Origin of the sequence: Gordonia sp. WA4-43, assembly GCF_020520305.1 — a bacterium.
Classification (GTDB): domain Bacteria; phylum Actinomycetota; class Actinomycetes; order Mycobacteriales; family Mycobacteriaceae; genus Gordonia; species Gordonia hongkongensis.
Map to the genome: position 1 here is coordinate 4,750,622 of NZ_CP084736.1, position 23,453 is coordinate 4,774,074.

20 protein-coding genes and 1 tRNA gene are annotated in these 23,453 nt (G+C 67.9%); 12 read left to right on the plus strand and 9 right to left on the minus strand.

Annotated elements, in window-relative coordinates; genetic code table 11:
* Positions 1-2: 2 nt before the first annotated feature.
* Positions 3-1,328: an acyltransferase gene (locus LEL84_RS21490; protein ID WP_078113413.1), complete on the minus strand. Its 1,326-nt coding sequence runs from the start codon at positions 1,326-1,328 to the stop codon at positions 3-5.
* Positions 1,329-1,645: 317 nt separating this feature from the next.
* On the opposite strand from LEL84_RS21490, the gene LEL84_RS21495 reads away from it, so the two are divergent.
* A tRNA-Arg gene (locus LEL84_RS21495) sits at positions 1,646-1,721 on the plus strand.
* Between the two features lie 45 nt (positions 1,722-1,766).
* On the opposite strand, the gene LEL84_RS21500 is transcribed toward LEL84_RS21495, so the two are convergent.
* Positions 1,767-2,729 (minus strand): GlxA family transcriptional regulator, encoded by a 963-nt coding sequence (locus LEL84_RS21500; protein WP_078113412.1) that lies wholly within the window; start codon positions 2,727-2,729, stop codon positions 1,767-1,769.
* Positions 2,730-2,811: 82 nt separating this feature from the next.
* Between LEL84_RS21500 and LEL84_RS21505 the strand changes: the two genes are divergently transcribed.
* The 3 genes from LEL84_RS21505 to cobF are packed head-to-tail and all read left to right on the plus strand — an operon-like array spanning position 2,812 to position 4,640.
* Positions 2,812-3,036, plus strand: a complete 225-nt coding sequence (locus LEL84_RS21505) for a hypothetical protein (protein WP_226512735.1) — start codon at positions 2,812-2,814, stop codon at positions 3,034-3,036.
* Positions 3,037-3,066: 30 nt separating this feature from the next.
* On the plus strand, positions 3,067-3,876 hold the full coding sequence (locus LEL84_RS21510) for an SDR family oxidoreductase (RefSeq protein WP_078113409.1): 810 nt from the start codon (positions 3,067-3,069) through the stop codon (positions 3,874-3,876).
* Positions 3,877-3,878: 2 nt separating this feature from the next.
* Entirely contained in the window at positions 3,879-4,640 is a 762-nt protein-coding gene (gene cobF, locus LEL84_RS21515) for a precorrin-6A synthase (deacetylating) (protein ID WP_078113408.1), read from the plus strand.
* Between the two features lie 154 nt (positions 4,641-4,794).
* On the opposite strand, the gene LEL84_RS21520 is transcribed toward cobF, so the two are convergent.
* Together LEL84_RS21520 and LEL84_RS21525 are read right to left on the minus strand one after the other, a co-directional pair.
* The gene (locus tag LEL84_RS21520) at positions 4,795-5,544 is read right to left on the minus strand and encodes an ABC transporter permease (RefSeq protein ID WP_058251553.1); all 750 of its coding nucleotides are present in this window, start codon (positions 5,542-5,544) and stop codon (positions 4,795-4,797) included.
* Positions 5,545-5,553: 9 nt separating this feature from the next.
* The gene (locus LEL84_RS21525; protein WP_058251552.1) at positions 5,554-6,294 is read right to left on the minus strand and encodes a 3'(2'),5'-bisphosphate nucleotidase CysQ; all 741 of its coding nucleotides are present in this window, start codon (positions 6,292-6,294) and stop codon (positions 5,554-5,556) included.
* A 25-nt stretch (positions 6,295-6,319) separates the two neighbouring features.
* Between LEL84_RS21525 and LEL84_RS21530 the strand changes: the two genes are divergently transcribed.
* The 4 genes from LEL84_RS21530 (at position 6,320) to LEL84_RS21545 (ending at position 9,163) form a co-directional block, all read left to right on the plus strand.
* Complete coding sequence (locus LEL84_RS21530) at positions 6,320-7,210, plus strand: DNA-formamidopyrimidine glycosylase family protein (RefSeq protein ID WP_226512736.1); 891 nt, start codon at positions 6,320-6,322, stop codon at positions 7,208-7,210.
* Between the two features lie 53 nt (positions 7,211-7,263).
* Complete coding sequence (locus tag LEL84_RS21535) at positions 7,264-8,007, plus strand: SDR family oxidoreductase (protein WP_058251550.1); 744 nt, start codon at positions 7,264-7,266, stop codon at positions 8,005-8,007.
* Positions 8,008-8,073: 66 nt separating this feature from the next.
* The gene (locus LEL84_RS21540) at positions 8,074-8,610 is read left to right on the plus strand and encodes a hypothetical protein (protein ID WP_226512737.1); all 537 of its coding nucleotides are present in this window, start codon (positions 8,074-8,076) and stop codon (positions 8,608-8,610) included.
* A 19-nt stretch (positions 8,611-8,629) separates the two neighbouring features.
* Positions 8,630-9,163 carry a hypothetical protein gene (locus LEL84_RS21545; protein WP_226512738.1) on the plus strand — a complete coding sequence of 178 codons (534 nt, stop codon included), beginning with the start codon at positions 8,630-8,632 and terminating at the stop codon, positions 9,161-9,163.
* A 1-nt stretch (position 9,164) separates the two neighbouring features.
* On the opposite strand, the gene pgi is transcribed toward LEL84_RS21545, so the two are convergent.
* Both pgi and LEL84_RS21555 read right to left on the minus strand, forming a co-directional pair.
* On the minus strand, positions 9,165-10,862 hold the full coding sequence (gene pgi, locus LEL84_RS21550) for a glucose-6-phosphate isomerase (protein WP_226512739.1): 1,698 nt from the start codon (positions 10,860-10,862) through the stop codon (positions 9,165-9,167).
* Positions 10,863-10,965: 103 nt separating this feature from the next.
* The gene (locus tag LEL84_RS21555; RefSeq protein ID WP_033203695.1) at positions 10,966-11,325 is read right to left on the minus strand and encodes a chorismate mutase; all 360 of its coding nucleotides are present in this window, start codon (positions 11,323-11,325) and stop codon (positions 10,966-10,968) included.
* A gap of 98 nt (positions 11,326-11,423) precedes the next feature.
* On the opposite strand from LEL84_RS21555, the gene LEL84_RS21560 reads away from it, so the two are divergent.
* Positions 11,424-13,265: a hypothetical protein gene (locus LEL84_RS21560; RefSeq protein ID WP_226512740.1), complete on the plus strand. Its 1,842-nt coding sequence runs from the start codon at positions 11,424-11,426 to the stop codon at positions 13,263-13,265.
* A gap of 164 nt (positions 13,266-13,429) precedes the next feature.
* Here LEL84_RS21560 and LEL84_RS21565 read toward each other — a convergent pair whose 3' ends face one another.
* Positions 13,430-14,986: a hypothetical protein gene (locus tag LEL84_RS21565; RefSeq protein WP_065631784.1), complete on the minus strand. Its 1,557-nt coding sequence runs from the start codon at positions 14,984-14,986 to the stop codon at positions 13,430-13,432.
* Positions 14,987-15,203: 217 nt separating this feature from the next.
* Here LEL84_RS21565 and LEL84_RS21570 point away from each other — a divergent pair, with 217 nt between their 5' ends.
* The gene (locus LEL84_RS21570; RefSeq protein WP_058251545.1) at positions 15,204-17,705 is read left to right on the plus strand and encodes a UvrD-helicase domain-containing protein; all 2,502 of its coding nucleotides are present in this window, start codon (positions 15,204-15,206) and stop codon (positions 17,703-17,705) included.
* Between the two features lie 242 nt (positions 17,706-17,947).
* Here the strand turns inward: LEL84_RS21570 and LEL84_RS21575 are convergent, their stop codons facing one another.
* Positions 17,948-19,324, minus strand: coding sequence for an IS1380 family transposase (locus LEL84_RS21575; RefSeq protein WP_319005282.1), 1,377 nt, complete (start codon positions 19,322-19,324; stop codon positions 17,948-17,950).
* Positions 19,325-19,722: 398 nt separating this feature from the next.
* Positions 19,723-20,892, minus strand: a complete 1,170-nt coding sequence (locus LEL84_RS21580) for a M23 family metallopeptidase (protein WP_211540100.1) — start codon at positions 20,890-20,892, stop codon at positions 19,723-19,725.
* A gap of 438 nt (positions 20,893-21,330) precedes the next feature.
* Between LEL84_RS21580 and sucC the strand changes: the two genes are divergently transcribed.
* Positions 21,331-22,494, plus strand: a complete 1,164-nt coding sequence (sucC, locus tag LEL84_RS21585; RefSeq protein ID WP_010843609.1) for an ADP-forming succinate--CoA ligase subunit beta — start codon at positions 21,331-21,333, stop codon at positions 22,492-22,494.
* A 14-nt stretch (positions 22,495-22,508) separates the two neighbouring features.
* Positions 22,509-23,411, plus strand: a complete 903-nt coding sequence (gene sucD, locus LEL84_RS21590; RefSeq protein ID WP_058251543.1) for a succinate--CoA ligase subunit alpha — start codon at positions 22,509-22,511, stop codon at positions 23,409-23,411.
* Positions 23,412-23,453: the final 42 nt, after the last annotated feature.

Consider the following 23,453-nt stretch of genomic DNA (forward strand, 5'->3'; position numbering starts at 1 on the left):
AACTAACCGGCGGACTTCTTCTCAGCCCCCGCCGACTCACCGACTTCCACCGCCCGGTCCTGCTTCTTCTTGTTCCGCTTCGGCAACAGGGGGATGCGGGGCCGGGCGGTGAGCCATTTGCTGAACGGTAGGCGTAGGAGCAGGTCGACGAGCGCCAGCGAGACCGCCAGAACCAAGGCGATCAAGATGATCGAGCGCAGGACCGCCGAGTGCGGGAACCAGTCGAAGAGTCCGCTGAGGAATCCCACCCGGCCCAGGATGTCGAGGACCAGCGGGTGGACTGCGAAGACGCCGAACGCGCGCAAGGTGGCCTGCGACACCAGCTTCCCGCCCGCCGGACGGCCGGCGGCGCGTCGGTCATCCCAGACCAGACCGATGAGCCACAACAGGACGAAGCCGCCGACGAACCAGGGCAGGGACACCGGGTTCCAGGCCGTGTTGGCCTTCCACGGCACATTCCCCGGCGATGTCGCCAGCAGGTATCCGGCAACGGTGAAGGCCGCGCAGCCCGCCGCGACCAGGACGACCGTCGCCATGTGGTCGCGGAGCCAACGGTCCACCGCCTCGCGATGCTGCGCGGCCAGCACGCCCATGGTGATGAAGAGCGCGTACATCGGCAGCGTCTTCCACAGGTGCTGGTAGGCGACGTCCCAGACGTGACCGGAGGGTCGGGGGAGGTACTGGTAGACGACGAACACCAGGAGTTGGATCGCGGTCCCGCCGGCCAGCAACAGCCATGGGTGATTGCGGCCGCGTTCGAAGACCCACGCGATCAGTGGGAAGAACAGGTAGATCTGCATCGAGATCAGCAGGAAGTACAACTGGTACTTGCCCTCGCCCACGAGCAGGTCGTGCCCGAGCCGGGGCAGCATCTCACTGATCGGCGGGAACGGATTGTCGGCGATGATGATGTGGTCGGTGATCGTGTAGATCAGCGTCCATGCCAGGTAGGGCCCGACGACGAGCCCGAAACGACGCCGCCAGAACTGCCACGGCGACATCTCCCGACCCTGCATGCTCAGCACGAGGACGTAGAGGGTCACCGCCACGAAGCCGTATCGCGTCAGGTGGCACAGGGTGCCGACGAGATTCGCGCCCCTGATCTCGTCGGCACCGCCGTTGATGGCGTTGATGCTGTGCGCGACGACCACGAAGGTGAACAGGACGACCCGGACGAAGTCGGCGGTGTGCGCGCGACCGCGGGGCTTGGTCGTGGGCGAGGGAGGGGCCGACTCGGCGGGACGGGGTGCCACGGAGTCCGCAGACCCTTTCGCGCTGGTCGTGGTCTCGTCGTCGGCGGTGGGTGCCGACCCTGATGCCGCGTGCACCAACGAAAAGACCTCCCCGGGTGAAACGGTAGAACGTATGCGGTAGGCAGTGTACGGACACAGGCTGGCAGGAACCTCAACGCCGGGGTGTCCTCAGTGGTGACGATCACAGCCGGAAATGTCCGGTTCGCGTCGGGGTCGATCGTACCGGTCCTCGCATTCCGACGCCGGGCGTCACACATCGTCGTGGGTGTTCCCGGCGACGGGGGCGAACTACACGATCTTCACCATCTGAGGTGTGTGGTGTGGCCGGGTGAGGTCGCTCGCGTAGACTCCCGCTGTCGGGGAGCCGCGCCACCGTGGGCTCTTCGCGGTCCGCCTTCGTAGCTCAGGGGATAGAGCAACCCTCTCCTAAAGGGTAGGTCGTAGGTTCGAATCCTACCGAGGGCACCAGTCTGGCCGTTCCACTGCGCGAGTGCCGTCTCGCGGGGTTTCGGCCTACGAACTCACGCCGGATTTCGCGAACCGCCGACGGTAGACGAGTGGCGAGACGCCGACACTCGCGGCGAAATGGTGTCGCAGCAGCGTCGCCGACGTGAAGCCGACCTGGCGTGCCACCTCGTCGACGCTGGCGGTGGTCGTCTCGAGCAGGTTCTTCGCCGACAGCACTCGCTGTTCGGTCAGCCAGCGGCGAGGCGAGATGCCGACCTCGTCGACGAAGCGACGCGCAAAGGTACGTCCGGACATGTGCATCCGGGACGCCATGTCGTCGATGCTGATGTCGCGGTCGAGGTTGGCCGTCATCCAGGCCAGAAGCGATCCGAAGCCCTCGTCGGTGCACGCCGGCATCGGGGCCTCGACGAACTGGCGTTGTCCGCCGTCGCGGTGCGGTGGCACGACCATGCGCCGCGCGATGCGGTTGGCGACGGCCGGTCCCCAGGATTCGCGGACCAGGTGCAGCGAGGCGTCGATCCCGGCGGCTGTGCCGGCGCTCGTGGTCACGGGTCCGTCGTCGACGAAGAGGACGTCGGTGTCGACCTGCGCCTGGGGGAACATGCGCGCGAGATGGTCGCCGTAGCGCCAGTGGGTGGTGCACCGACGGCCGTCGAGGAGTCCGGCCGCGCCGGCGACGAACGCGCCCGAGCAGACGGTGAGGACACGTCCGCCGTTGTCGACGACCGCACGGATGGTGTCCAGGATCTCGACGGGGTAGTCACCGCTGATGCTTCCGCCGGGGATGACGACGAGATCGACGTCGCGGCACTCGTCCAGGGTGTGCGACACCTGGATCGACACCCCGTTGCCGACGGCCAGCGCGGTTTCGGGATCCGGCGTGGCGACCCGGAAGTCGAAGGCGGGGACGTCGTCGTCGGTGCGGTCGAGGCCGAACACCTCGTGCACGACGCCGAACTCGAAGAGCGCGACGTGTCCGTACAGGAGGACACCAACCGAATGCAGCACCTGACCAGTATGGCAGATAATTTGCGAACATTGACTGAACTGCCACTGGTGGCCGAAATGATGTGGGCGGAGGATTACTGCCATGACACTCCTCTTCGTTCTCGCCCTTGTCGTGGTCACCTCGGTCGCCGGTGCAGCCGGCCTACTGAGTCTCACCGCGCGACGTACCCCCGTCGGCCAGCGGACGCCGGGCCAGCGGATTGCCGACTGGTTCACCCGGAATCCGCGGCGCCCCTACGGTCCCGACACTGAGCGAGTGGCAGCAGAACTGAGCATCCTCACCCGCCGGTACGACAAGCTCATCTGACCCGTCGGCCGCTGCGCTACCGTTGCGGTCGTGAGTTCACAGACAGTCCTCGTGACCGGCGCGACCAGTGGCATCGGGGCCGAGGTCGCCCGCCAGTTCGTCGCGAGGGGACACCGGGTCTACGGCACCACCCGCAATCCGGATTCCGTACGCAACCCGATCCAGGGCGTCACCTACGTCCGGCTCGACAACGCCGACTACGAATCCGCCGAGTCCTGCGCGGCCCTCGTCGGCGACGTGGACATCCTGATCAACAACGCCGGCGAGTCCCAGGCCGGTGCGCTCGAGGACACCTCGATGGCGGCCGTCGAGGATCTGTTCCGGGTCAACGTCTTCGGGCCGATCGCGCTGACCAAAGCGGTGTTGCCCGGCATGCGTCTCCGGCGCCGGGGCACGGTCGTGATGGTCGGGTCGATGTTGTCCAGCTTCCCGGTCGCCTTCCGGTCCAATTACGCCGCGACCAAGTCGGCGTTGAAGGCTTTCGCGCTCGCGTCGCGACGCGAGTTGGCGCCGTACGGGATACGGATGATCAGTGTCGAACCCGGCACGATCGCCACCGGCATCGGTGATCGCCGCAGCATTCACATCGGCGACGACTCGCCCTATCGCGCCGAGTACGAGACGCTCGCCGCCGCCACCCGGCGCAACGAGGACGCGGGCATCAGTGCGGCGAGCATGGCCACCCAGATCGTCGGCGCCGCCCTGTCCGAGCATCCGAAGCCGTTCTACGCCAAGGGTAATCAGGCGGGGGTGGTCTTCCTGCTCCGGCGGCTCGCGCCGCGACAGCTGATCCTGGACATGACCGCGCGCAAGCACGGACTCCCGAAGGTGAAGATCTGACCGTGCGACTCACGTTGCGAGTCATCGGGATCGGACCCGGCGGACCGCGTCAGATCACGCTGCAGGCGATCGACGCGATGGCCGACGTCGATGCCTTCCTCGCGTTGGAGAAGGGCCCGGCGAAGAGCGGCCTGCTCGACGCACGCCGCGCCATCCTCGACGAGCATGCGCGACAGGGGCATTCGCTGGTGGAGATCCCCGATCCGCCACGCGACCGGGAACCGGACGACTACGACGCCGAGGTCCGGCGCTGGCACGCCGCGCGCGCCGAGCTGATCGCCGGCGCCCTGCGCGACGAGGTCGGCGACGGGGGAGTGGCCGCCTTCCTCGTCTGGGGCGACCCGGCCCTCTACGACAGCACGCTGCGGATCGTCGACGATCTCGCCGCCCGCGACGACCTCGAACTCGAGGTCGAGGTCATCCCCGGCGTGACCAGCGCGAGCGCGCTCACGGCGGCCCACGGCATCGTCGCCAATCGCGTCGGCGAACCGATCCACACGACCACGGGCCGACGCCTCGCGGAGACGCCCGCGGGCGCCGACGCGAATCAGATCGTGATGCTCGACGCCGACCTCACCTTCCGGCACACCGCCGACCCGGAGGATCACATCTGGTGGGGCGCCTACGTCGGCACCGAGGACGAGATCCTGATCAGCGGCAAGGTCGGTGAGGTGACGGACCGGATCGTCGAAGCTCGCGCCGAGGCCCGGGACCGGATCGGCTGGATCATGGACATCTATCTGCTGCGGAAGAGTCGCCAGTAGCCGGACCCTTCGTGACGCGCCCTCCGCAAGCTCCGGGCGCTCCTCAGGGAACGGAGGGGCTGCGCTCGCTTCCTCGCACCTCGGGGCCCACCCCGCTCCCTGAGGAGCGAGCTTGCGAGCGTCACGAAGGGTCCTGGTGAGATGCGTCGCCAGATCACAGGTGTTCTCGCGCCACCAGTTCCACCGTCACGAGCATCGCGATGGAACTCACCGCGAGCAAGGCGATCAGCACGAACATCTGCATCGCCGCGGCCGCCCACACCGACGCCCCGCCGAGGACCATGCCGACGAACGCGCCGGGGATCGTGACGAGTCCCACCGACTTCGTCTGATCGAGGCCGGGGACGAGCGCGGTCGCCGAGGGCGGGCCGGCGATCTCCATCCGAGCGTCCCGCGGGTCGAAGCCGAGCGACAGCGCGGCTTCCACCTCGCCGCGACGGACCGACAGCTCGTCATGCGCCCGGCGTCCGGCGAGCGAGGCGGTGACCATCGCGCCGCCGAGCATGATGCCGGCGGTGGGGATCACGGCGATGCCGCGAGCGGGAAGCACACCGACTGCCACCAGAGCGGTCACGATCGCGATCGTCGGCGCCGCCACCGGCCCGGCACACCACGCGGTTCCCGCCAGGCGGGGACCCCCCGGTCGCACGCGTCGGGCCGAGGTCCAGGACGCGGCGGTCGCCATCACCGCGACGAACAGCGCCGAGGCCCAGAGGTGTGGGATGACGGCGGCGAGCACGGCCGCCAGCGCCGCGAGTTGCGCGCCGGCCCGGAGCGTGGCGACGACGGTCTCGCGGGCCAGTCCGCTCCGACGGTTCACCAGCACTGCGACCACGGCCAGCAGTACGACGGCCACCACCAGTGCGGGCCCGATGCGCACCACCGCGTCGCCGATGCCGTTCACCGGTTCAGTTCACCAGATCTGCCGCAGCGCGCCGAGCATCTCCTCGCGGATCTCGCTGCGGCAGATGACGAAGTCCGGCATGTACGGATGCCGGTTGTTGTACACGATCTCCGACCCGTCGAGGCGGCTGCAGTGCAGTCCGGCCGCCAGCGCGACCCCCACCGGCGCCGCGTTGTCCCACTCGTACTGACCGCCGGCGTGGACATAGGCATCGGCATCGCCGCGGACGACGGCCATCGCCTTCGCGCCGGCCGAACCGACCGGCACCATCTGCAGACCCAGTCGGTTCGCCACGTAACTGGTCTCATACGAGCCGCCCCACCGGGAGGTGACGAGACGCCGGGTCAGTTCGCCGGTGGTCTCCGCGACGGTGTCGGAACGGAACAGTTCACCCGTCGCGGGCAGCGACACCGACGCCTCGGTGACGATCCCGCTCTCGGTCAGCGCGACGTGTACGGCCCAGTCCGACGAGCCGCCGGCGAATTCCCTTGTGCCGTCCAGGGGGTCGATGATCCACACGCGCGACGCGGTGGCCCGGTCGCCGACGTCGGCGGCTTCCTCGGACAACACCGCGTCGCGTGGCCGGTGTTTGCGGAGCACCGTCGAGATCCACGCCTGCGCAAGCGCATCGCCCACATCGCCGAGCATCGCGCCGCCGAGCAGGTCGCCCGAACGGATTCCGAGGAGTACTTCGCCGGCTCCCTGCGCGATCCGGGCGGCCAGCTCGGCGTCGGAAAGTCGGGAGTTCATCCCACAACTAGAGCACACTGGTGGCATGCCTGAGCTCCCAGAGGTGGCCGCCATCGCCGACTACGTCGACGGCCGTGCGGCCGGACTCCCGATCCGCCGGGTCGACGTCGCGTCGTTGTCGGTGCTTAAGACCGCGGACCCGCCCTGCACGGCGCTGATGGACCGGATCGTCGAATCCGTCGGCCGGGTGGGGAAGTACCTGGTCATCCGTACCATTCCCGGTTCGGCGGCCACTGCGTCAGAGCCGTTGCTGCAGCTGGTCATCCATCTGTCGCGGGCGGGCTGGGTGCGGTGGAGCGAGGATCTGTCGCCCAAACCCCTGCGGCCGGGCGGGAAGAGTCCGATCGCCCTGCGCGTGCACTGCGGTCTACCCGGTGAGGGGTTCGACGTCACCGAGGCCGGGACGCAGAAACGACTCGCGGTGTGGCTGGTCCGCGACCTCGCCGACGTCGAGCGGATCGCCGGTCTGGGACCCGACGCGCTCGAGCTGACGTCCGAACAGTTCGCCGAGATCCTCGCCGGCACCACCGGCCGGATCAAGAACGTGCTCACCGACCAGCACACCATCGCCGGGATCGGCAACGCCTACTCCGACGAGATCCTGCACACCGCACGCCTGTCGCCGTTCGCGTCGTCGAAAACACTGAAGGCCGACCAGGTCGCGACACTCTACGACGCCATGCGCGGCGTGCTCACCGACGCGACCGGGCGTCTGGAGGGGCAGGCCGTCGCGCGGCTGAAGTCCGAGAAGCGCACTGGTTTGCGCGTGCACGCCCGCACCGGCCTGCCGTGTCCGGTGTGCGGCGACATCGTCCGCGAGGTGTCGTTCGCGGACCGGTCCTTCCAGTACTGCGCCACGTGCCAGACGGGCGGGAAGGTGCTGGCGGACCGTCGGATGTCGCGGTTGCTGAAGTAGGTCGCGCCGGGCGACCGGGAAGGCAGAACTTACCGGCCGGTAGCCTGGTCCTCGTGACGACACGGCAGAGGATTCTCATCACGGGTGCGAGTTCGGGGCTCGGGGAAGGCATGGCCCGACGCTTCGCCGCCCAGGGACGTTCGCTCGCCCTCGCGGCGCGCCGCCGCGAGAAGCTGGATGCGCTGGCCGGCGAACTGCGGCCCACCGCCGCACAGGTCGAGGTCGCGACGCTCGACGTCACCGACGTGGACGCCGTCCCCGAGGTCTTCGGGAGGCTGGCCGACGGTCTGGGCGGTCTCGACCGGGTCATCGTCAACGCCGGACTCGGCAAGGGCGCACCCCTCGGCACCGGCAAGGCCGCCGCGAACATCGAGACCGTGCAGACCAATCTCGTCGGCGCGCTGGCCCAGGCCGAGGCGGCGCTGGAGATCTTCCGTGCGCAGAACGCCGGGCACCTCGTGCTGATCAGCTCCATCTCGGGTGTTCGCGGCATGCCCAAGGCGCAGGCCGCCTATTCGGCGTCGAAAGCCGGGCTGACGGCGCTGGGGCAGGGACTCCAGGCCGAGTTCGCGTCGTCGCCGATCACGGTGTCGGTGGTCGCGCCGGGCTACATCGAGACCGATATCAACCGGGGCGTGAAGACGTCCCTGATGGTCGAGACCGACAAGGGCGTCGACGCGCTGGTCAAGGCGATCGAGGCGGAGAAGGACTGGGCCCCGGTGCCCGCGTGGCCCTGGACACCCATCGCGGCCGCGCTGAAGTTCCTGCCGGCGTCGGTCAGCCGCCGACTGGTCTGACCTGTGTAGTTCGTTCAGACAGTGGATGTTTCGCGTTCGACCCCGGCGACGGGCTACCGTCACGGGATGGGTGTTCATCGGTTCGAGCGGCTGACGGCCGTCCTCGCCGCGTGCGCCGCGGGGTCCGGCGTTCTCGCGGGTTGTGCGCCTGCGGCACCGCACGATCGCGATCCGATCCCCTCGCCTCCGGCGTCGACGTCAGCGCCGCCGCCCTCCACCAAGATCGTGACCGCCGGACCACAGCGCGACGAGGGGCCGGTGATCAGACGGTTTCCGCTCCTGCAGGGTTCGGTGATCGAGGGTTGGACGGCCGGCACCCTCGGTGGCAACTCGTCGGACAGGGTCCCCGGACCATCCACCTACTGGTTCGACGCGGTCGTGAACGTCGGTACCGAGCGCGCGGCAGCATGGGCGGGGCAGTACGACGCCGATCCGGTGGCCCCGCCTGACTCGGTGGCGGGCGCGTTGCGCGACCTGGTGCCGCCCGGCGGTTTTGTCGGCGGGCCCGCCCTCGACCGTGCGTTCTCGACGGCACAGTGGCAGGCGACGGTGTACCTGTCGCTGGCGACGGGTCGCGTGGTCGTCCTCGGTATCGACGACTGACCTGCGTAAGGTGGCCGTCGTGGCGAACAAGCAGGGACAAGTGGTGGCCTCGGGCGCGTTTCAGGTGTTCGGCGCCCGGCAGCGGGATCAGGTCGGCGAACTGCTCGGCGAGATCTTCGACCGCGCGGACATCGCGGCGATGGGCTCCGACTGGCGGGGCATCGTCTACTTCACCCTCACCGACGACGAGACCACCGCCGCCGACACGGTTCTCGGCTTCGACCCGTCGAGCGGGACCTCGGGTGAGCTGGCCACCGTCGACGAGGTGTCCGACGCCGTCCGGACCGGTGAAGTCGCCGAGGCCGTCGACGTGGCGAGCTTCGACGCCTGGCGGGAGGCGACCGGTACCCGCGCACTGGACATGGGTGCCTGCGTGCCACCCGCCCTGTACGAGTTCCTCGGCGGTGATCCCGCCGAACGAGACGTCGAGCCAACCGATCTCGTCACCTACGTGGCGACCGCGGCCGCGATCATGGGCCGCATCCAGTCGCTCGGCGTCGAACCCGGGGACGAGATCCCCGATGCGGTCTTCGACGAGGAGTACTGGAAGTAGCTCAGACCGCGCGGCCCCGTCGCTCCCGGTACCACGCGACGAGGGCGTCGGTCGACGAATCGTCGTGTGTGTCAGGCGCTTCGGGACGGGTGATGGTACCGAGCAGTTCCTTGGCCTGGGTCTTGCCGAGTTCGACGCCCCACTGGTCGAAGGGGTTGATGCCCCAGATGGCGCCTTCGACGAAGACCTGGTGCTCGTAGAGCGCCACGAGCTGGCCGATCACCGAGGGGGTGAGCTGGGGGGCGAGGATCGAGGTGGTGGGACGGTTGCCCGGCATCACCTTGTGGGCCACGACATGTGCGGGCACGCCCTCGGCGGCGATCTCGTCGGCGGTCTTGCCGAAGGCGAGCACCTTGGTCTGGGCGAAGTAGTTGCTCATCAGCAGGTCGTGCATGGAACCCGAGCCGTCGGGGGAGGTCGGCAGGTCGTCGGTGGGTTCGGCGAAACCGATGAAGTCCGCCGGCACCATCCGCGTGCCCTGGTGCAGCAGTTGGTAGAAGGCGTGCTGCCCGTTGGTTCCCGGCTCGCCCCAGAAGATCTCGCCGGTGTCGGTGGTGACATGGTGGCCCCCGGCGGTGACGGACTTGCCGTTGGACTCCATCGTCAGCTGCTGCAGGTAAGCCGCGAAGCGGGCCATGTCGTTGCTGTACGGGAGCACCGCGCGAACGCCGACATCCCAGAAATTGTTGTACCAGAGGCCGATCAGGCCGAGGATGACCGGCGCGTTGCGTTCGAGGGGCTGGGTGCGGAAGTGCTCGTCGACCTGGTGGAAGCCGTCGAGGAACTCGGCGAAGCGTTCCTTGCCGATCGCGGCCATCACCGACAGCCCGATCGCGGAGTCGACCGAGTACCGGCCGCCGACCCAGTCCCAGAAGCCGAACATGTTGTCGGTGTCGATGCCGAACTCCGCCACTTCGGCGGCGTTGGTGCTTACGGCGACGAAATGCTTTGCCACGGCGTCGGAGTCGGCGTCGAGCGCCTGCAGGAGCCAGGTGCGCGCGGCGGCGGCGTTGGTGAGTGTCTCGAGAGTGGTGAAGGTCTTCGACGCGATGATGAACAGTGTCGTCTCGGCGTCGAGGTCGGCGAGGGTGCCGACCATGTCCGCGGGGTCGACGTTGGAGACGAAGTGGCAGCGGATCCCGGCGTCGACGTAGTGGCGCAGCGCCTGATAGACCATCACGGGTCCCAGGTCGGAGCCGCCGATGCCGATGTTGACGACGTCGGTGATGGGTTTTCCGGTGTGTCCCTTCCACTCTCCGCTGCGGAGGCGGTCGGTGAACTCGCCCATCCGGGTGAGGACCTCGTGTACGTCGGTGACGACGTCCTGGCCGTCGACGGTCAGTGTCGCATCGGCCGGCAGGCGCAGCGCGGTGTGCAGGACGGCGCGATCCTCGGAGGTGTTGATGTGGGCGCCGGCGAACATGTCGTCGCGGATCTCCTCGAGACCGACCTCGCGGGCCAGGCTCATCAGGAGTTCGAGCGTCTCGCGCAGCACCCGGTGCTTCGAGTAGTCGATGTGCAGATCGCCGACGTCGACGGTGAGTTCGCGCCCGCGCGCGGGATCGATCGCGAACACCTCACGCAGGTGCATGGCGTACACATGCGGCTGATGAGCCGCGAGCGCCTGCCAGGACTGCGTCGCGGTGATGTCGCCGTGGTCGGTGCCGGTGAAGTCGCTGCCAGGTGCCTGGGTGCTCATGACCACCAACCTTATGTGCTCGGCGTCGCGGCCGCGACGGTCGTCACACGTGGCGCCAGGCGTCACCGGATCACCGCGTCGTCGGTGTCCCGGGGCCGACAGGTCAGCGGCCCAGTGGCCCTCGCCCCAGACGCAGCAGCAGCATCGCGAGGGTGTGCCCCTCCTGGCCGAGATCCTGGAAACGCTCGAGGACCTTCACCTCGCGGCTGTGGACCAGGCGAGGGCCGCCGGAGGCCATGCGTGCGGCACCGATCTTCTTCGACACCGCCGACCTGCGCTTGATCGCGGCGAGGATCACGGCGTCGAGCCGGTCGATCTCGAGCCGCAGCTGGTCGATGTCGTCGGGCAAGTCGCCGACCTCGGACGAGAGCTCGTACTTGTCGAGGTCGATCGAGTGCTCGAACGACGTGCCGCCGGACGGGCGGGGGTCCTGAGCGCCGGGGCTGGGGCTGCGGTCGGTCACGCGCCCGATTTTGCCACGACGCCCCGCGACGACCCGCACGCGGCCGAGTCACCCGACCCGACCACGACGCCGCTCGCGGCACATGGAAACTGGAGCGCATGCCCAATGCTCGGATGGTGTCCCTCGTCGCCCTGTCCCTGATCGTGGGTCAGCTGATCATCCGGGGCTGGCTCGTCGCGACGGGCAACTTCTACTGGGACGATCTGGTCCTCGTGGCACGCGCGTCGTCGAACCCGATCCTGTCCTGGGAGTACCTGGGCCACAGTCACGACGGGCACTTCATGCCGGCGGCGTTCCTGCTCGCCGGGGTGGCCACGTGGCTGGCACCGCTGAACTGGGCGCTGCCGGCGCTGATGCTCGTGGCGATGCAGGCAATCGCGTCGGTGGCGGTGTGGCGGATGGTGCGGGTCATCGCGCCGCGCGCCCGCATCGGTGCACTCGTCGCGCTTGCGTTCTATCTGTTCAGTCCGATGACGGTGCCCGCCTTCGCCTGGTGGGCGGCCAGCCTCAACACCCTGCCCCTGCAGGCGGCGATGGCGTGGATCGTCGCCGACGCGGTCCGCCTCGCACGCGGTGACGTCGACGACGCGCGACGCCGGCTGGTGTGGATCCGCTCGACGATCGTCTTCCTGAGCGCGCTGGCGTTCTTCGAGAAGTCGTTGTTCATCCTCCCGGTGGCGTTGGTGGCCGCGGTCCTCGCGAACGGCGGTCCCCGCGTGACGACGGCGACGCTGCGGGCCGCCCGGGAGCTGTGGCTGGCGCTGACCGTCGTCGCCGCGTCGTGGGTGGCGGTGTACTTCATCACCACCGACCCGACGTCGGGTGAGCATTCGGTGGCGCAGACCGCGCGCCTGGTCTGGCGGTCGGTGACCGATGCGATCGTGCCGTCGCTCGTCGGCGGGCCGTGGGAATGGGAGCGGTGGACGCCGAGTCCGCCGACCGGCTTCCCGCAGATGTGGATGATCGTCGGCGGCTGGCTGGTGCTGGTCGCGGTGACCTGGTGGGCGGTGGCCCGCAGACGCGGCGGCGCGGCGATCGTCGTGTGCGCGCTGATCTACGCCGTGGCCGCCCAGATCCCGGTGATGTGGAACCGGTCGAGCCCGCAGACGGCGATCGAACTCGCCCAGCACATGCGCTATCTCCCGGACACGGCGCTGGTGTTCACCATCGCTCTGGCCCTGCTGTGCGCCGCGCCGGCCCGGACCACCGAGGTGGGCGGACGGCATGCGCGCACGTCCGACGCCGCGGCCGGGCGAGATGAGGAGCGGTCGGCCGCGCTGCCCGCGTTCGCGTCCGTCGTCGGTGCGCTCGTCGTGGTGTCCGCGCTGGTGTCGCTGGTCTCGTTCTCGTCGTCGTGGCGGGACAACCCGACCGGCGACTACCTCGAGACCGCGACCGCATCGCTGCACGACGCGGCGACGCAAGGGCCGGGCGGCGTGACCATGCTCGACCAGTCCGTGCCCCTGGAGATCCTGCAACCCTTCGTCTACCCCGACAACCAGGTCAGCCGCATCTTCGGCCGCGTCGAACCCCGCCCCGACTTCGGGGTGGCCACCGACCGGTTGTTCGTGCTCGACACCGCGGGAAATCTCGTGCCCGGCGGCGTGACGCAGCGTCGCACCATCTACGCGGGGGCGGGGACCTGCCGGACCCCGGAGGTCGACGGACCCACCCGACTGCGACTCGACGGTCCGCTCTTCTCCTGGCCCTGGACGATCGCGCTCAGCTACTGCGCGACCCGGGACGGCGAGATCGAGATCGCGCTCGCGGACGGGGAAGCGGTCCGGGCACCGGTTCGCGCGGGACTGGGGTCGGTGTATGTCCGGATCAACGGTGGCGGCGACCACGTCGATCTGCGGCCCCTGACGCCGGGGCTGCGGCTGCACACCGGCGCCGGCCGGGTGGGCGAGGCCGCCGAGGCGCGCTTCGCGGGCGGCTGAGTTCTAGTGGTGTGTCTCGGAAATAAGCGACTGGTCTCCGGCGCTCGATCGGCGCCTGGCTGCGTTGTCGTCGGTCGCGATAGCTCCGCTATCCCTCCCTCCTCCGCCTTCCAGACCACCGATCGCTCCACCGGATACCGGCCACCTATTTCCGAGACACACCACTAGTCGTAGTAGAACGCGGAGATGTTGTCGCTCTGGTTCTCCGCGGCGATGAGGGCTCGCAGCGCCGACGCGGTCTCCTCCTCGGCGACGAAGTAGACGACCTGCGCGTCGCCCGCCGCTGCGACCTGCTGCTCCATCTGCTTGCGGAGCACCTCGGTGCCTTCCCAGGACGGATCGAAGGTGCCGCCGACGATGTGGTCCTGATACCCCTCACCGAAGGTGATGTGCATGTTGCCGTCGGTGCCGATGCCGTCGAAGACGTAGTCGCCGCGCTTGATCGCGTAGTAGCTCGGCAGGCCGGTCACGCCGGAGCCGAACCGGGCCTGTGCCGGTTCCTTGTTGCCGGTGCGGACGTAGACGATCTCGGTGTTGGTCTGCTTCTCGTTGTTGTCGATGAGATCGTTCAGTTCGTCTGTGGTCGCGTCGATGAACGCGAGATAGGTGAAGGTGTACCGCGACGCGATGTTGGTGTCCGGCGGGAGGTTGGTCGCCGCGCAGCGGGTGGTTCCGTTGCGTCCGAAGTCGACCCGCAGGACCACCTTGCACTCACCGCCGACGGCGCCGGGCGGGCGGTTGCCGACCGCGAAGTTCAGCGTCAGGCCGTAGTTGAAGTGGCCGCGGACGTCGTCGGCGTACGGGCTGCCCTGCACGGTGTAGTCGAAGGCGCAGGACGACGTGGTGCATGCACCCGTCTGGCGCGAGGACACCACCGGCTGCTCCATCCAGAGGCCGGGGGCGGGCACCGACAGCAGGTCCGAGACGAGTGCACGCTGGTTCGCGAACACCTTCTGGGCCTGGTCGGCCGGCTGCAGGCTGACCGCGGCGTCGATGTCGTAGGTGACCGGGCCCTGCACGCTCTGACCCTTGACGTTCGTGACGTTCTTCGTCTCCGGGTCGAAGGTGACCTCCCACGCGCCGATCTTCACCTTGTCGTCGCCGACGAACTCGATCGGCGGGTCGGTGGTGGGCCAGCGTCGGGCGTCGGGGGTGCCCTTGTTGGGCGCCGGGAGTTCCGCCCCGAGCTGCGGCGCGTCGCCGTTCTCGATGTTGCCGATGTCGCCGGCGAGGTTGTCGGGGCCGAGGATCGTGCCCAGGCGCGGCAGGCTGGTGAAGCGGGTGGAGGCCCACTTGTTGTCGAGCGGGGCGGCGTCGAGATTCGTCTTCTCGGCGTCGACGAGGAGTTCGTTCCACAGAGCGCCGGGGGCGCTGAGGAACGGGCTGTTGCCGATCTGCCGGTACTCGCCCTGCTGTGAGCCCAGGGTGATCGTGCCCTCGGCGGTGTTCGACGTGGTGACGATCAGGTCGTCGAACTCGACCGTCCCCTCGCCGCGCTCGTCGTCGTACTTGTAGGTGACCTTGCCGGTGAACTTCGCCGCCGGGCTCGTCGCCATCTTGAACAGCACCTCGTCGAGGCTCTTCTGCGCACGGAAGGCGGGGGTGGGCTCCACGGTGCCGGCGCTGCTGAACGGGACGAACGACAGGACGAGCGCGATGACGAGGGCCAGTGCTCCGACACCGAGGGCGATGGCGGCGGGGACGATGGACGGTCTCTTCATGGCGCCTCTTCCTGCTCGCCGGGGCGTCGTCGCCGCGTGCGAGTTGTTCGCAGACAGGGCACCCCGAGCCGGTGATACCGCGTCATATTAGCCGCGGGACACGGCGATCGGGGCCTCAACCCACGGGGCCGGTCGGCTGTTCGGTCGACCACGTGCCGGGGTGGAGCGGACCGGCCGACGGGGGTCTGTCGGCGGTGGCGGGTAACCTGGCCAACCGATGAACAGCTCTTCTTCTGCCCCCCTTCTCGCCGGTCGCGCGGGCGCCGCTCCCTCGGGTGCGGCCGCCGACGACCGGGTCGCGCGCCTGCTCGACGGTCTCAACCCGCAACAGCGCGCCGCGGTGCTCCACGCCGGCGCGCCGTTGCTGATCGTGGCGGGCGCGGGCTCGGGCAAGACGGCGGTGCTGACCCGCCGGATCGCCTACCTGCTCGCCGCGCGGGACGTCACGCCCGGGCAGATCCTGGCCATCACCTTCACCAACAAGGCCGCCGCGGAGATGCGCGAGCGGGTCATCGACCTCGTCGGCCCCCGCGCCGCCTACATGTGGGTCTCGACCTTCCACTCCACATGCGTGCGCATCCTCCGGGCGCAGTCGGGGTTGCTGGAGAAGATGAACTCCAACTTCTCCATCTACGACGCCGACGACTCGAAGCGGTTGTTCGGCATGGTCATCCGTGACCTCGACCTCGACCCCAAGAAGTTCAGCCCGCGCGGCGTTTCGGTGGCCGTGTCGAACTTCAAGAACGAACTCATCTCGCCCGACGAGGCGCTGGCCGCGGCGCCCGAGGACGACCCGACGTCGACGACGATCGCGCAGATCTACGCCGAGTACCAGCGCCGTCTGCGCGCCGCAAACGCCTTCGACTTCGACGATCTGATCGGGGAGACCGTCGCGCTGCTGCATCGGCATCCGCAGGTCGCGGAGTATTACCGGCGCCGATTCCGTCACGTTCTCGTCGACGAGTACCAGGACACCAACCACGCGCAGTACGTGCTCATCCGCGAACTGGTGGGGGAGCAGACCACCGCGAGTGGTCTGGAGCCCTCGGAGCTGTGCGTCGTCGGCGACGCCGACCAGTCCATCTACGCCTTCCGCGGTGCCACCATCCGCAACATCGAGGAGTTCGAACGCGACTTCCCGTCCGCCGAAACCGTTCTGCTCGAACAGAACTACCGGTCGACGCAAACGATCCTGTCGGCGGCCAACGCCGTCATCGCGCGCAACTCCAACCGGCGCGAGAAGAAGTTGTGGACCGACTCCGGTGACGGCGAACTCATCGTCGGCTACGTCGCCGACTCCGACCGCGACGAGTCGACGTTCATCGCCAAGGAGATCGAGGAACTCACCGACTACTCGATCGGCGGGTCGTCGAGTCACAAATACTCCGACATCGCGGTGTTCTACCGCACCAACACCGGTTCGCGTGCGATCGAGGAGGTGTTCGTCCGGCACGGGATTCCGTACAAGGTCGTCGGCGGCACCAAGTTCTACGAGCGCAAAGAAGTGCGGGATGTGGTGGCCTACCTGCGGGTGGTCGCCAACCCCGACGACTCGGTCAGCCTGCGCCGGATTCTCAACACGCCTCGGCGCGGTATCGGCGATCGCGCGGAAGCCTGCGTCGCCGTGCATTCGGAGAACACCGGACGGAGCTTCTACGAGTCGCTGATGGACGCTGCCGAGGGCAAGGTCGCATTGCTCAACACGCGGGCGGTCAAGCAGATCGGCGGGTTCGTCGAACTCATCGAAGGGCTCCGGTCGGACTTCCTGACCCACTTCGGCGAGGCCGGCTCGGAGGACGCGGATGTGGCCTTCCTCGACGCCACAGAGGAGTCGGCCGACATCGGCGAACTCGTCGACGCGATCGTCGAGCGCACCGGCTACCGCGCCGAACTCGAGGCGTCCAACGATCCACAGGACGGCGCACGCCTCGACAACATCAACGAACTCGTCGCCGTGGCACGGGAATTCAGTGCCGACGCCGCGCAGGTCGACGCCGATGCCGACGACCCCGAGGTCGAGGTGGACCGCGAGGGCGAGCCCGAACCCGGTTCGCTCGCAGCGTTTCTCGAGCGGGTCTCACTCGTCGCAGACGCCGACCAGGTGCCGGATGAGGGCGAGGGCGTGGTCACGATGATGACCCTGCACACCGCCAAGGGCCTCGAGTTCCCGGTCGTCTTCGTCACCGGTTGGGAGGACGGTCATTTCCCGCACATGCGCGCGCTCGGCGACCCGGCCGAGCTGAGCGAGGAGCGGCGCCTGGCCTACGTCGGGATCACCCGCGCCAAGCAGCGTCTGTACCTCACCCGGTCGGTCACCCGCGCCTCCTGGGGGCAACCGGTGTCGAACCCGGAATCCCGTTTCCTGCAAGAGATCCCGCAACACCTCGTCGACTGGCGCCGAACCGAACCCAAGCGCTCCATGCGCGGCTTCGGCGGATCGTCGGGCGGCGTGTTCGGCCGCGACGGGGCATTCTCCGGTTCGGGTGGTTCGTCGATGGGCCGTGGCCGCTCGTCGTACTCGTCGGATCCGGCCCGCGGACGCAACAAGCAGGTTCAGCTCGACATCGGCGACCGACACAACCATCCGAAGTACGGCATGGGCAAGGTCGTGGCCAAGGAGGGCAGCGGCGCCACCGAACGCGTCACCATCGACTACGGCGGCAGCGCGGGACGCGTCACACTTCTCACCGCGGGCGGGATTCCCGGGGACAAGCTCTAGGGCTGGGTCCGCAAGGAGCGCACGCCCCGCTCCCTGATCCGGAAGAAGTGACCCCCACTGCTCCCTGAGCCTGAATCTTTCACGGGTGGGTAGGGTTTCGCCGATCGGTTGTCGGTGTCGCCTTTTGATGGTTGGTGCTGGTGTGTGGGCAGGGTGGATCGCCAGCGTTGGGTTCGCTGGTTGTTCGGGTTCTGAGGTGGGGTGGGCGGCGGTGACGGGGCGCGGGTTACGGGTGGGGCTGGTTAGGCGGTGAGGCGTTGCCAGCCGTGGCGTATGTGGTGGTTGTAGGGCCAGTCGGTGGGTAGTCGCAGGGTGGTGGTGCGGGCGTGGGTGATGATCTTGCCGCCGACGGTGAACAGGCGGTGGCGCAAGCGTTTGGGTTCCCAGCGGCGGATGGGGTCGTGGCGGTGGTAGCCGAGGGTTTGAGTCCAGGCAATGAGGTCGGAGGCCAGGGCGACGATATCGAGCCACAGTTGGTTTTTGGCGAATGAGTCGAACGGTAGGTTGGCCATGCCGGTGTCTTTGAGGCAGCGGATACGGTCTTCGGCGCGGGCACGTTGACGGTGACGCAGTTCCAGGATCGGCAGTGTCCAGCCGCGGCCGCGGGTGTTGGTGGCGAACACGGTGTAGCGGCGGCCCTCGATGTCGGTGATGAGGTGTTGGGCTCCGTTGTGAGGATATTCGCGGCGCGCGATCAGCCGCATCCCGGGTGGCCAGGGCTCGTAGGCGGTTTCGGTGTCACGGACCGAGCGCGGCAAGTGGTCGGTGATCTCGGCGACCTGGGCATCAGCTCGTGGATCGGCGTCGTCGGTGTTGATCGCGGTCACCCAGGCAGCCTCAGGCAGCACGTCCAATGCGTCTTTGACCAGCTCGGAGATGGTGAACCCGACCGAGTACTGCAGATTCTGCTCGGTCAGGTGGGCCAGGAACTTTTTGGCACACCCGGCCGAATCGGTACGTATGAGCACCTGGGCGCGTTCAGCGGCGGGCAGCTGGGCCAACGCCGCCTCGAGGGCCGCGATGTGCATGTCCGCACCTTTGGGTGAGGCACCTCCACGCCGCAGGTCCAGGTTCAGTGTTTCCCCGGTGCCGAAGGCGCCGTGGTCGACGAACGAACACATCGGGGAATGCCCGAACACCCGCTTATACGTTGTCTGGGCCTGTTCTTTGGCCGATCCGGCGGTCACGGTCGTGGCATCGAGATCAACGATCACCAGCCCGCCATCGATGCTGCCCGCAGTGCCCTCCAACGGGCGGGCAATGCCCCACACCCGCTCCCGCGCCGCGGCGCGAGCCGCGCTGATCGCGGTACTGACCGCCTCGACATCGGTAGCCAGCCTGCTGATCACCCGCGAAATCGTCGGATCAGAGGCCACCTGCCCGTACAACTGTGGCTGAGCCCGGACGGTGGCCACATCGGCCACACAGTCACCACCGGTCGCCAAGGTGAGCGCCAGATCCAGCACGATCTTGGCCGGATCATGGACCGTCGCCGCGGTCCGCCACGGCGCCATCGCCGCGGTCAGCTCGGCTCCCAGGCCCGAGACCTGCACGGTTTTCGTCAGCAACACCCCGCCCGAGGTCGTCAGCACCGACTCAGTGCGCGTGGGGTCCACCATCAACTCGGGATACACGTTATTCTTCACCTGCGAGGTGCCTTTCTTCTTGTGACTATTTGTTTGTGGTGAATCAATAATCACAAGGCAGACAGGCACTTTCGCGTATCACACGCCGAACACCAGCAACATCAGTGAAATATCCAGGCCTGAGGAGCGCCCAGAGCTTGCGGAGGGCGCGTCACGAAGGGTCCTGGCAACCGAGACTGCGAATACCCTTCGTGACGCGCGCGAGCTCGCCCCTCAGCAACCGCGCCTGACGGCCATCGTGGACTACGAAAGAACTCGTTGTGCTCGGAGTGGGCCCAACCACTGCTCCCTGAGGAGGCCGTCACGAAGGGTCCTGGTGAGACCGCGTCGCCAACCCCTCGTGGCTCGCCGCGACCTGTGGGGCCCTTCTGCTAGCCGGTGTAGCCGGAGAGCTTCACGCCCTTGGCGGCGAGCCAGGGCACGGGGTCGATCTTGGTGTTGCCGTTCTTCCACACCTCGAAGTGCAGGTGCGGGCCGAACGAAAAGCCCTCGTTGCCCACCAGGGCGATGACGTCGCCGGCGGTGACGCGCTGGCCTTCGGTGACCAGGACGCCCGAGGAGGCCATGTGGCCGTACATGGTGACCGTGCCGTCGGCGGCCTGGATCTGAACCCAGTGGCCGTATCCCGACGCGGGCTCGGCCTTGATCACGACACCGTCGGTGGCGGCGTGGATCGGGGTGCCGAGGGGAGCGGCCATGTCGATGCCGCCGTGCATGGTGCCCCAGCGCATCGCGAAGGCGGAGGTGAAGTCGTAGCTGCCGAGCGGGATCGGCGAGGTGAAGAGCGGGCGCCGGGCCAGGGCCTCGCGACGATCCTGGTCCGCCGCCATCTTGGCGCCCACACCCAGCTGATTGGTGAAGACGTTCATCTGGTCGGTCTGTGCGGTCGCAGCAGCGACGCCGGGGCCCAGCTCCGCGGGTGCGGCGCCCGGGGCGGTGGCGTCGTTGACGGCCGCGGCGTTCACGGGTGCGGGCGCCTCGTCGCTCGTGCCGACCTGAGCGACCGCGGCGACGGCCGCGCCGGCGGCCATGGCGATGAGAGCTGCGCGTCCGCCCTTGAGGGCGTTCGGCGGCGCCGCGATGCGGTGCTTGCCGCCACGCCGGACCCGTTGTCCGGCCGGATTCGTCCGGAAGGGGCGATGCTCGGTGTCGTCGTCGAGATCGTCGTCGTCGAGCGAACGGAGTTCGCCTCCGTCGAAGATGTCGAGCTCGGCGCCCTCGACGTCGAACGGCTCGTCGTGCTCGTACTGATCGAACTCGTGCTCGGGGATCAGGATGTCCTGAGTGATCTCCGAACGGGTGGGACGGTAGTAGCCCTGCCACGACGACGGTGTCCAGCCGGCGTCGGAGTGCTCGCGAGTGGAGGTGTCGGAGTCTGCGAAGTCGAACTCGTAGTCGGTGAGGTCGTACCCGGCCGCGTCGTCGGTGTCGACGATGGGGATGATCGTAGTCATCTCTTCCGCTGTGACGTCATCGATCAACCCGCCCGATCGGACGCGGCCCGATCCGCGTGAGACACCGAGTCCCGCCAAATCGTCCACCTCATCTCTTCGCTACCGCATCTCGTCGCCGGCGGATCGAAGTCACCGTCCGTAATCCTTCTGTGACCACCGCTGAGAGCCGACGGTAACGAAATGATTGCGGCAAGTCCAACCGTAGAAAGCGACAAACCGGCATATTGTGAGCTGAGTCACATGGCTGGTCGCCAAGTATGGAAATTGCCGGATTTTCTGTTCACTACAGCAAATTCAACCTGTGAAGACCGCGCGCCGATGGATTCTGCGGTCGTCGCAGTTCATGGGGTCGGACCGACGCTGCGGACCTCACGTCACGACGTCAATACTGTGAGAACCGACCGAGCGAGTGATCTGTCGCACAAGCGCAGGGTGCGCGCGGGGTGGCGATTCCCGACAGGTTTAAAGTCCGATATGGCCCGCATTACACCCTTGCGCGGGCAAATCTACGAGATGGTGAGCTGAATGGATCTCTTCGAATACCAGGCGAAGGAACTGTTCGCCAAGCACGGGGTTCCCACCACACCCGGTCGGGTGACCGATGATGCCGCCGATGCGCGGGCGATCGCCGAGGAAATCGGCAAGCCCGTGATGATCAAGGCGCAGGTCAAGACCGGCGGGCGTGGCAAGGCAGGCGGCGTCAAGTACGCCGCGACCCCGGACGACGCGCAGTCCCACGCTTCCAACATCCTTGGCCTCGACATCAAGGGCCACGTCGTCAAGAAGCTGCTGGTCGCCGAGGCCAGCGACATCGCGGAGGAGTACTACATCTCCTTCCTGCTCGATCGCACCAACCGCTCCTACCTGGCCATGTGCTCGGTCGAGGGTGGCATGGAGATCGAAGAGGTCGCGGCGACCAAGCCCGAGCGCCTCGCGCGGGTCGCCGTCGACGCCGTGAAGGGTGTCGATCTGGAAACCGCGCGCTCGATCGCCGAGCAGGGCCATCTGCCTGCCGAGGTGCTCGACGCCGCAGCGGTCACCATCGCGAAGCTCTGGGAGGTCTTCGTCAAGGAAGATGCCACCCTGGTCGAGGTCAACCCGCTCGTCCGCACCCCGGACGATCAGATCCTCGCCCTCGACGGCAAGGTCACCCTCGATGCCAACGCCGACTTCCGTCAGCCCGGCCACGAGGAGTTCGAGGATCGCGACGCCACCGATCCCCTGGAGCTCAAGGCCAAGGAGAACGACCTCAACTACGTCAAGCTCGACGGCGAGGTCGGCATCATCGGCAACGGCGCGGGACTGGTCATGTCGACCCTCGACGTGGTCGCCTACGCCGGTGAGAAGCACAACAACGTGAAGCCCGCGAACTTCCTCGACATCGGCGGCGGCGCCTCGGCCGAGGTCATGGCTGCCGGCCTCGACGTCATCCTCGGCGACGAGCAGGTCAAGAGCGTCTTCGTCAACGTCTTCGGTGGCATCACCGCATGTGACGCCGTCGCCAACGGCATCGTCGGTGCTCTCGAGAAGCTGGGGTCCGACGCCAACAAGCCGCTGGTCGTCCGCCTCGACGGCAACAAGGTCGACGAAGGCCGCAAGATCCTGGCCGATGCGAACCACCCGTTGGTCACGCTCGCCGAAACCATGGACTCGGGCGCCGACAAGGCCGCCGAGCTGGCGAGCAAGTAAGGGAGCCACGGAATATGTCGATCTTTCTGAACAAAGACAACAAGGTCATCGTCCAGGGCATCACCGGCGGTGAGGGCACCAAGCACACCGCTCTGATGCTCAAGGCCGGCACCAACATCGTCGGCGGTGTCAACGCGCGCAAGGCCGGCACCACCGTGTCGCACGTCGACGCCGACGGCAACAACGTCGAGCTGCCGGTGTTCGCATCGGTCGCCGAGGCCATGAAGGAGACCGGGGCCGACACCTCGATCGCCTTCGTGCCGCCGAAGTTCTCCAAGGACGCCATCATCGAGGCCATCGACGCGGAGATCCCGCTGCTCGTGGTCATCACCGAGGGCATCCCGGTGCAGGACTCCGCCTACGCGTGGGCCTACAACGTGGAGAAGGGCGAGAAGACCCGCATCATCGGCCCCAACTGCCCCGGCATCATCACCCCGGGTGAGGCGCTGGTGGGCATCACGCCGAACAACATCACCGGCAAGGGGCCGATCGGTCTGGTCTCCAAGTCGGGCACCCTGACCTACCAGATGATGTACGAGCTGCGCGATCTCGGCTTCTCGACCGCCATCGGCATCGGCGGCGACCCGGTCATCGGCACCACCCACATCGACGCCATCGAGGCGTTCGAGAAGGATCCCGAGACCAAGCTGATCGTGATGATCGGTGAGATCGGCGGCGACGCCGAGGAGAAGGCCGGCGAGTACATCAAGGCCAACGTGACCAAGCCCGTCGTCGGCTACGTCGCGGGCTTCACCGCCCCCGAGGGCAAGACCATGGGCCATGCCGGCGCCATCGTCTCCGGCGGTGCGGGCACCGCGCAGGGCAAGAAGGAAGCCCTCGAGGCTGCGGGCGTCAAGGTCGGCAAGACGCCGTCCGAGACCGCCGCGCTGGCGCGGGAGCTCTACGAGGCACTGTAAGAAGTCACGAGAACCGAAGAACCCGAGCGGGTCTGCCCGCTC

Coding starts and splice junctions, on each gene's coding strand:
- LEL84_RS21560 (WP_226512740.1), top strand. CDS start 11,424: ATGCCCAATGCTCGGATGGTGTCCCTCGTCGCCCTGTCCCTGATCGTG.
- LEL84_RS21530 (WP_226512736.1), top strand. CDS start 6,320: ATGCCTGAGCTCCCAGAGGTGGCCGCCATCGCCGACTACGTCGACGGC.
- LEL84_RS21575 (WP_319005282.1), bottom strand. CDS start 19,324: ATGGTGGACCCCACGCGCACTGAGTCGGTGCTGACGACCTCGGGCGGG.
- sucD (WP_058251543.1), top strand. CDS start 22,509: ATGTCGATCTTTCTGAACAAAGACAACAAGGTCATCGTCCAGGGCATC.
- LEL84_RS21540 (WP_226512737.1), top strand. CDS start 8,074: ATGGGTGTTCATCGGTTCGAGCGGCTGACGGCCGTCCTCGCCGCGTGC.
- LEL84_RS21505 (WP_226512735.1), top strand. CDS start 2,812: ATGACACTCCTCTTCGTTCTCGCCCTTGTCGTGGTCACCTCGGTCGCC.
- LEL84_RS21570 (WP_058251545.1), top strand. CDS start 15,204: ATGAACAGCTCTTCTTCTGCCCCCCTTCTCGCCGGTCGCGCGGGCGCC.
- LEL84_RS21565 (WP_065631784.1), bottom strand. CDS start 14,986: ATGAAGAGACCGTCCATCGTCCCCGCCGCCATCGCCCTCGGTGTCGGA.
- pgi (WP_226512739.1), bottom strand. CDS start 10,862: ATGAGCACCCAGGCACCTGGCAGCGACTTCACCGGCACCGACCACGGC.
- LEL84_RS21525 (WP_058251552.1), bottom strand. CDS start 6,294: ATGAACTCCCGACTTTCCGACGCCGAGCTGGCCGCCCGGATCGCGCAG.
- sucC (WP_010843609.1), top strand. CDS start 21,331: ATGGATCTCTTCGAATACCAGGCGAAGGAACTGTTCGCCAAGCACGGG.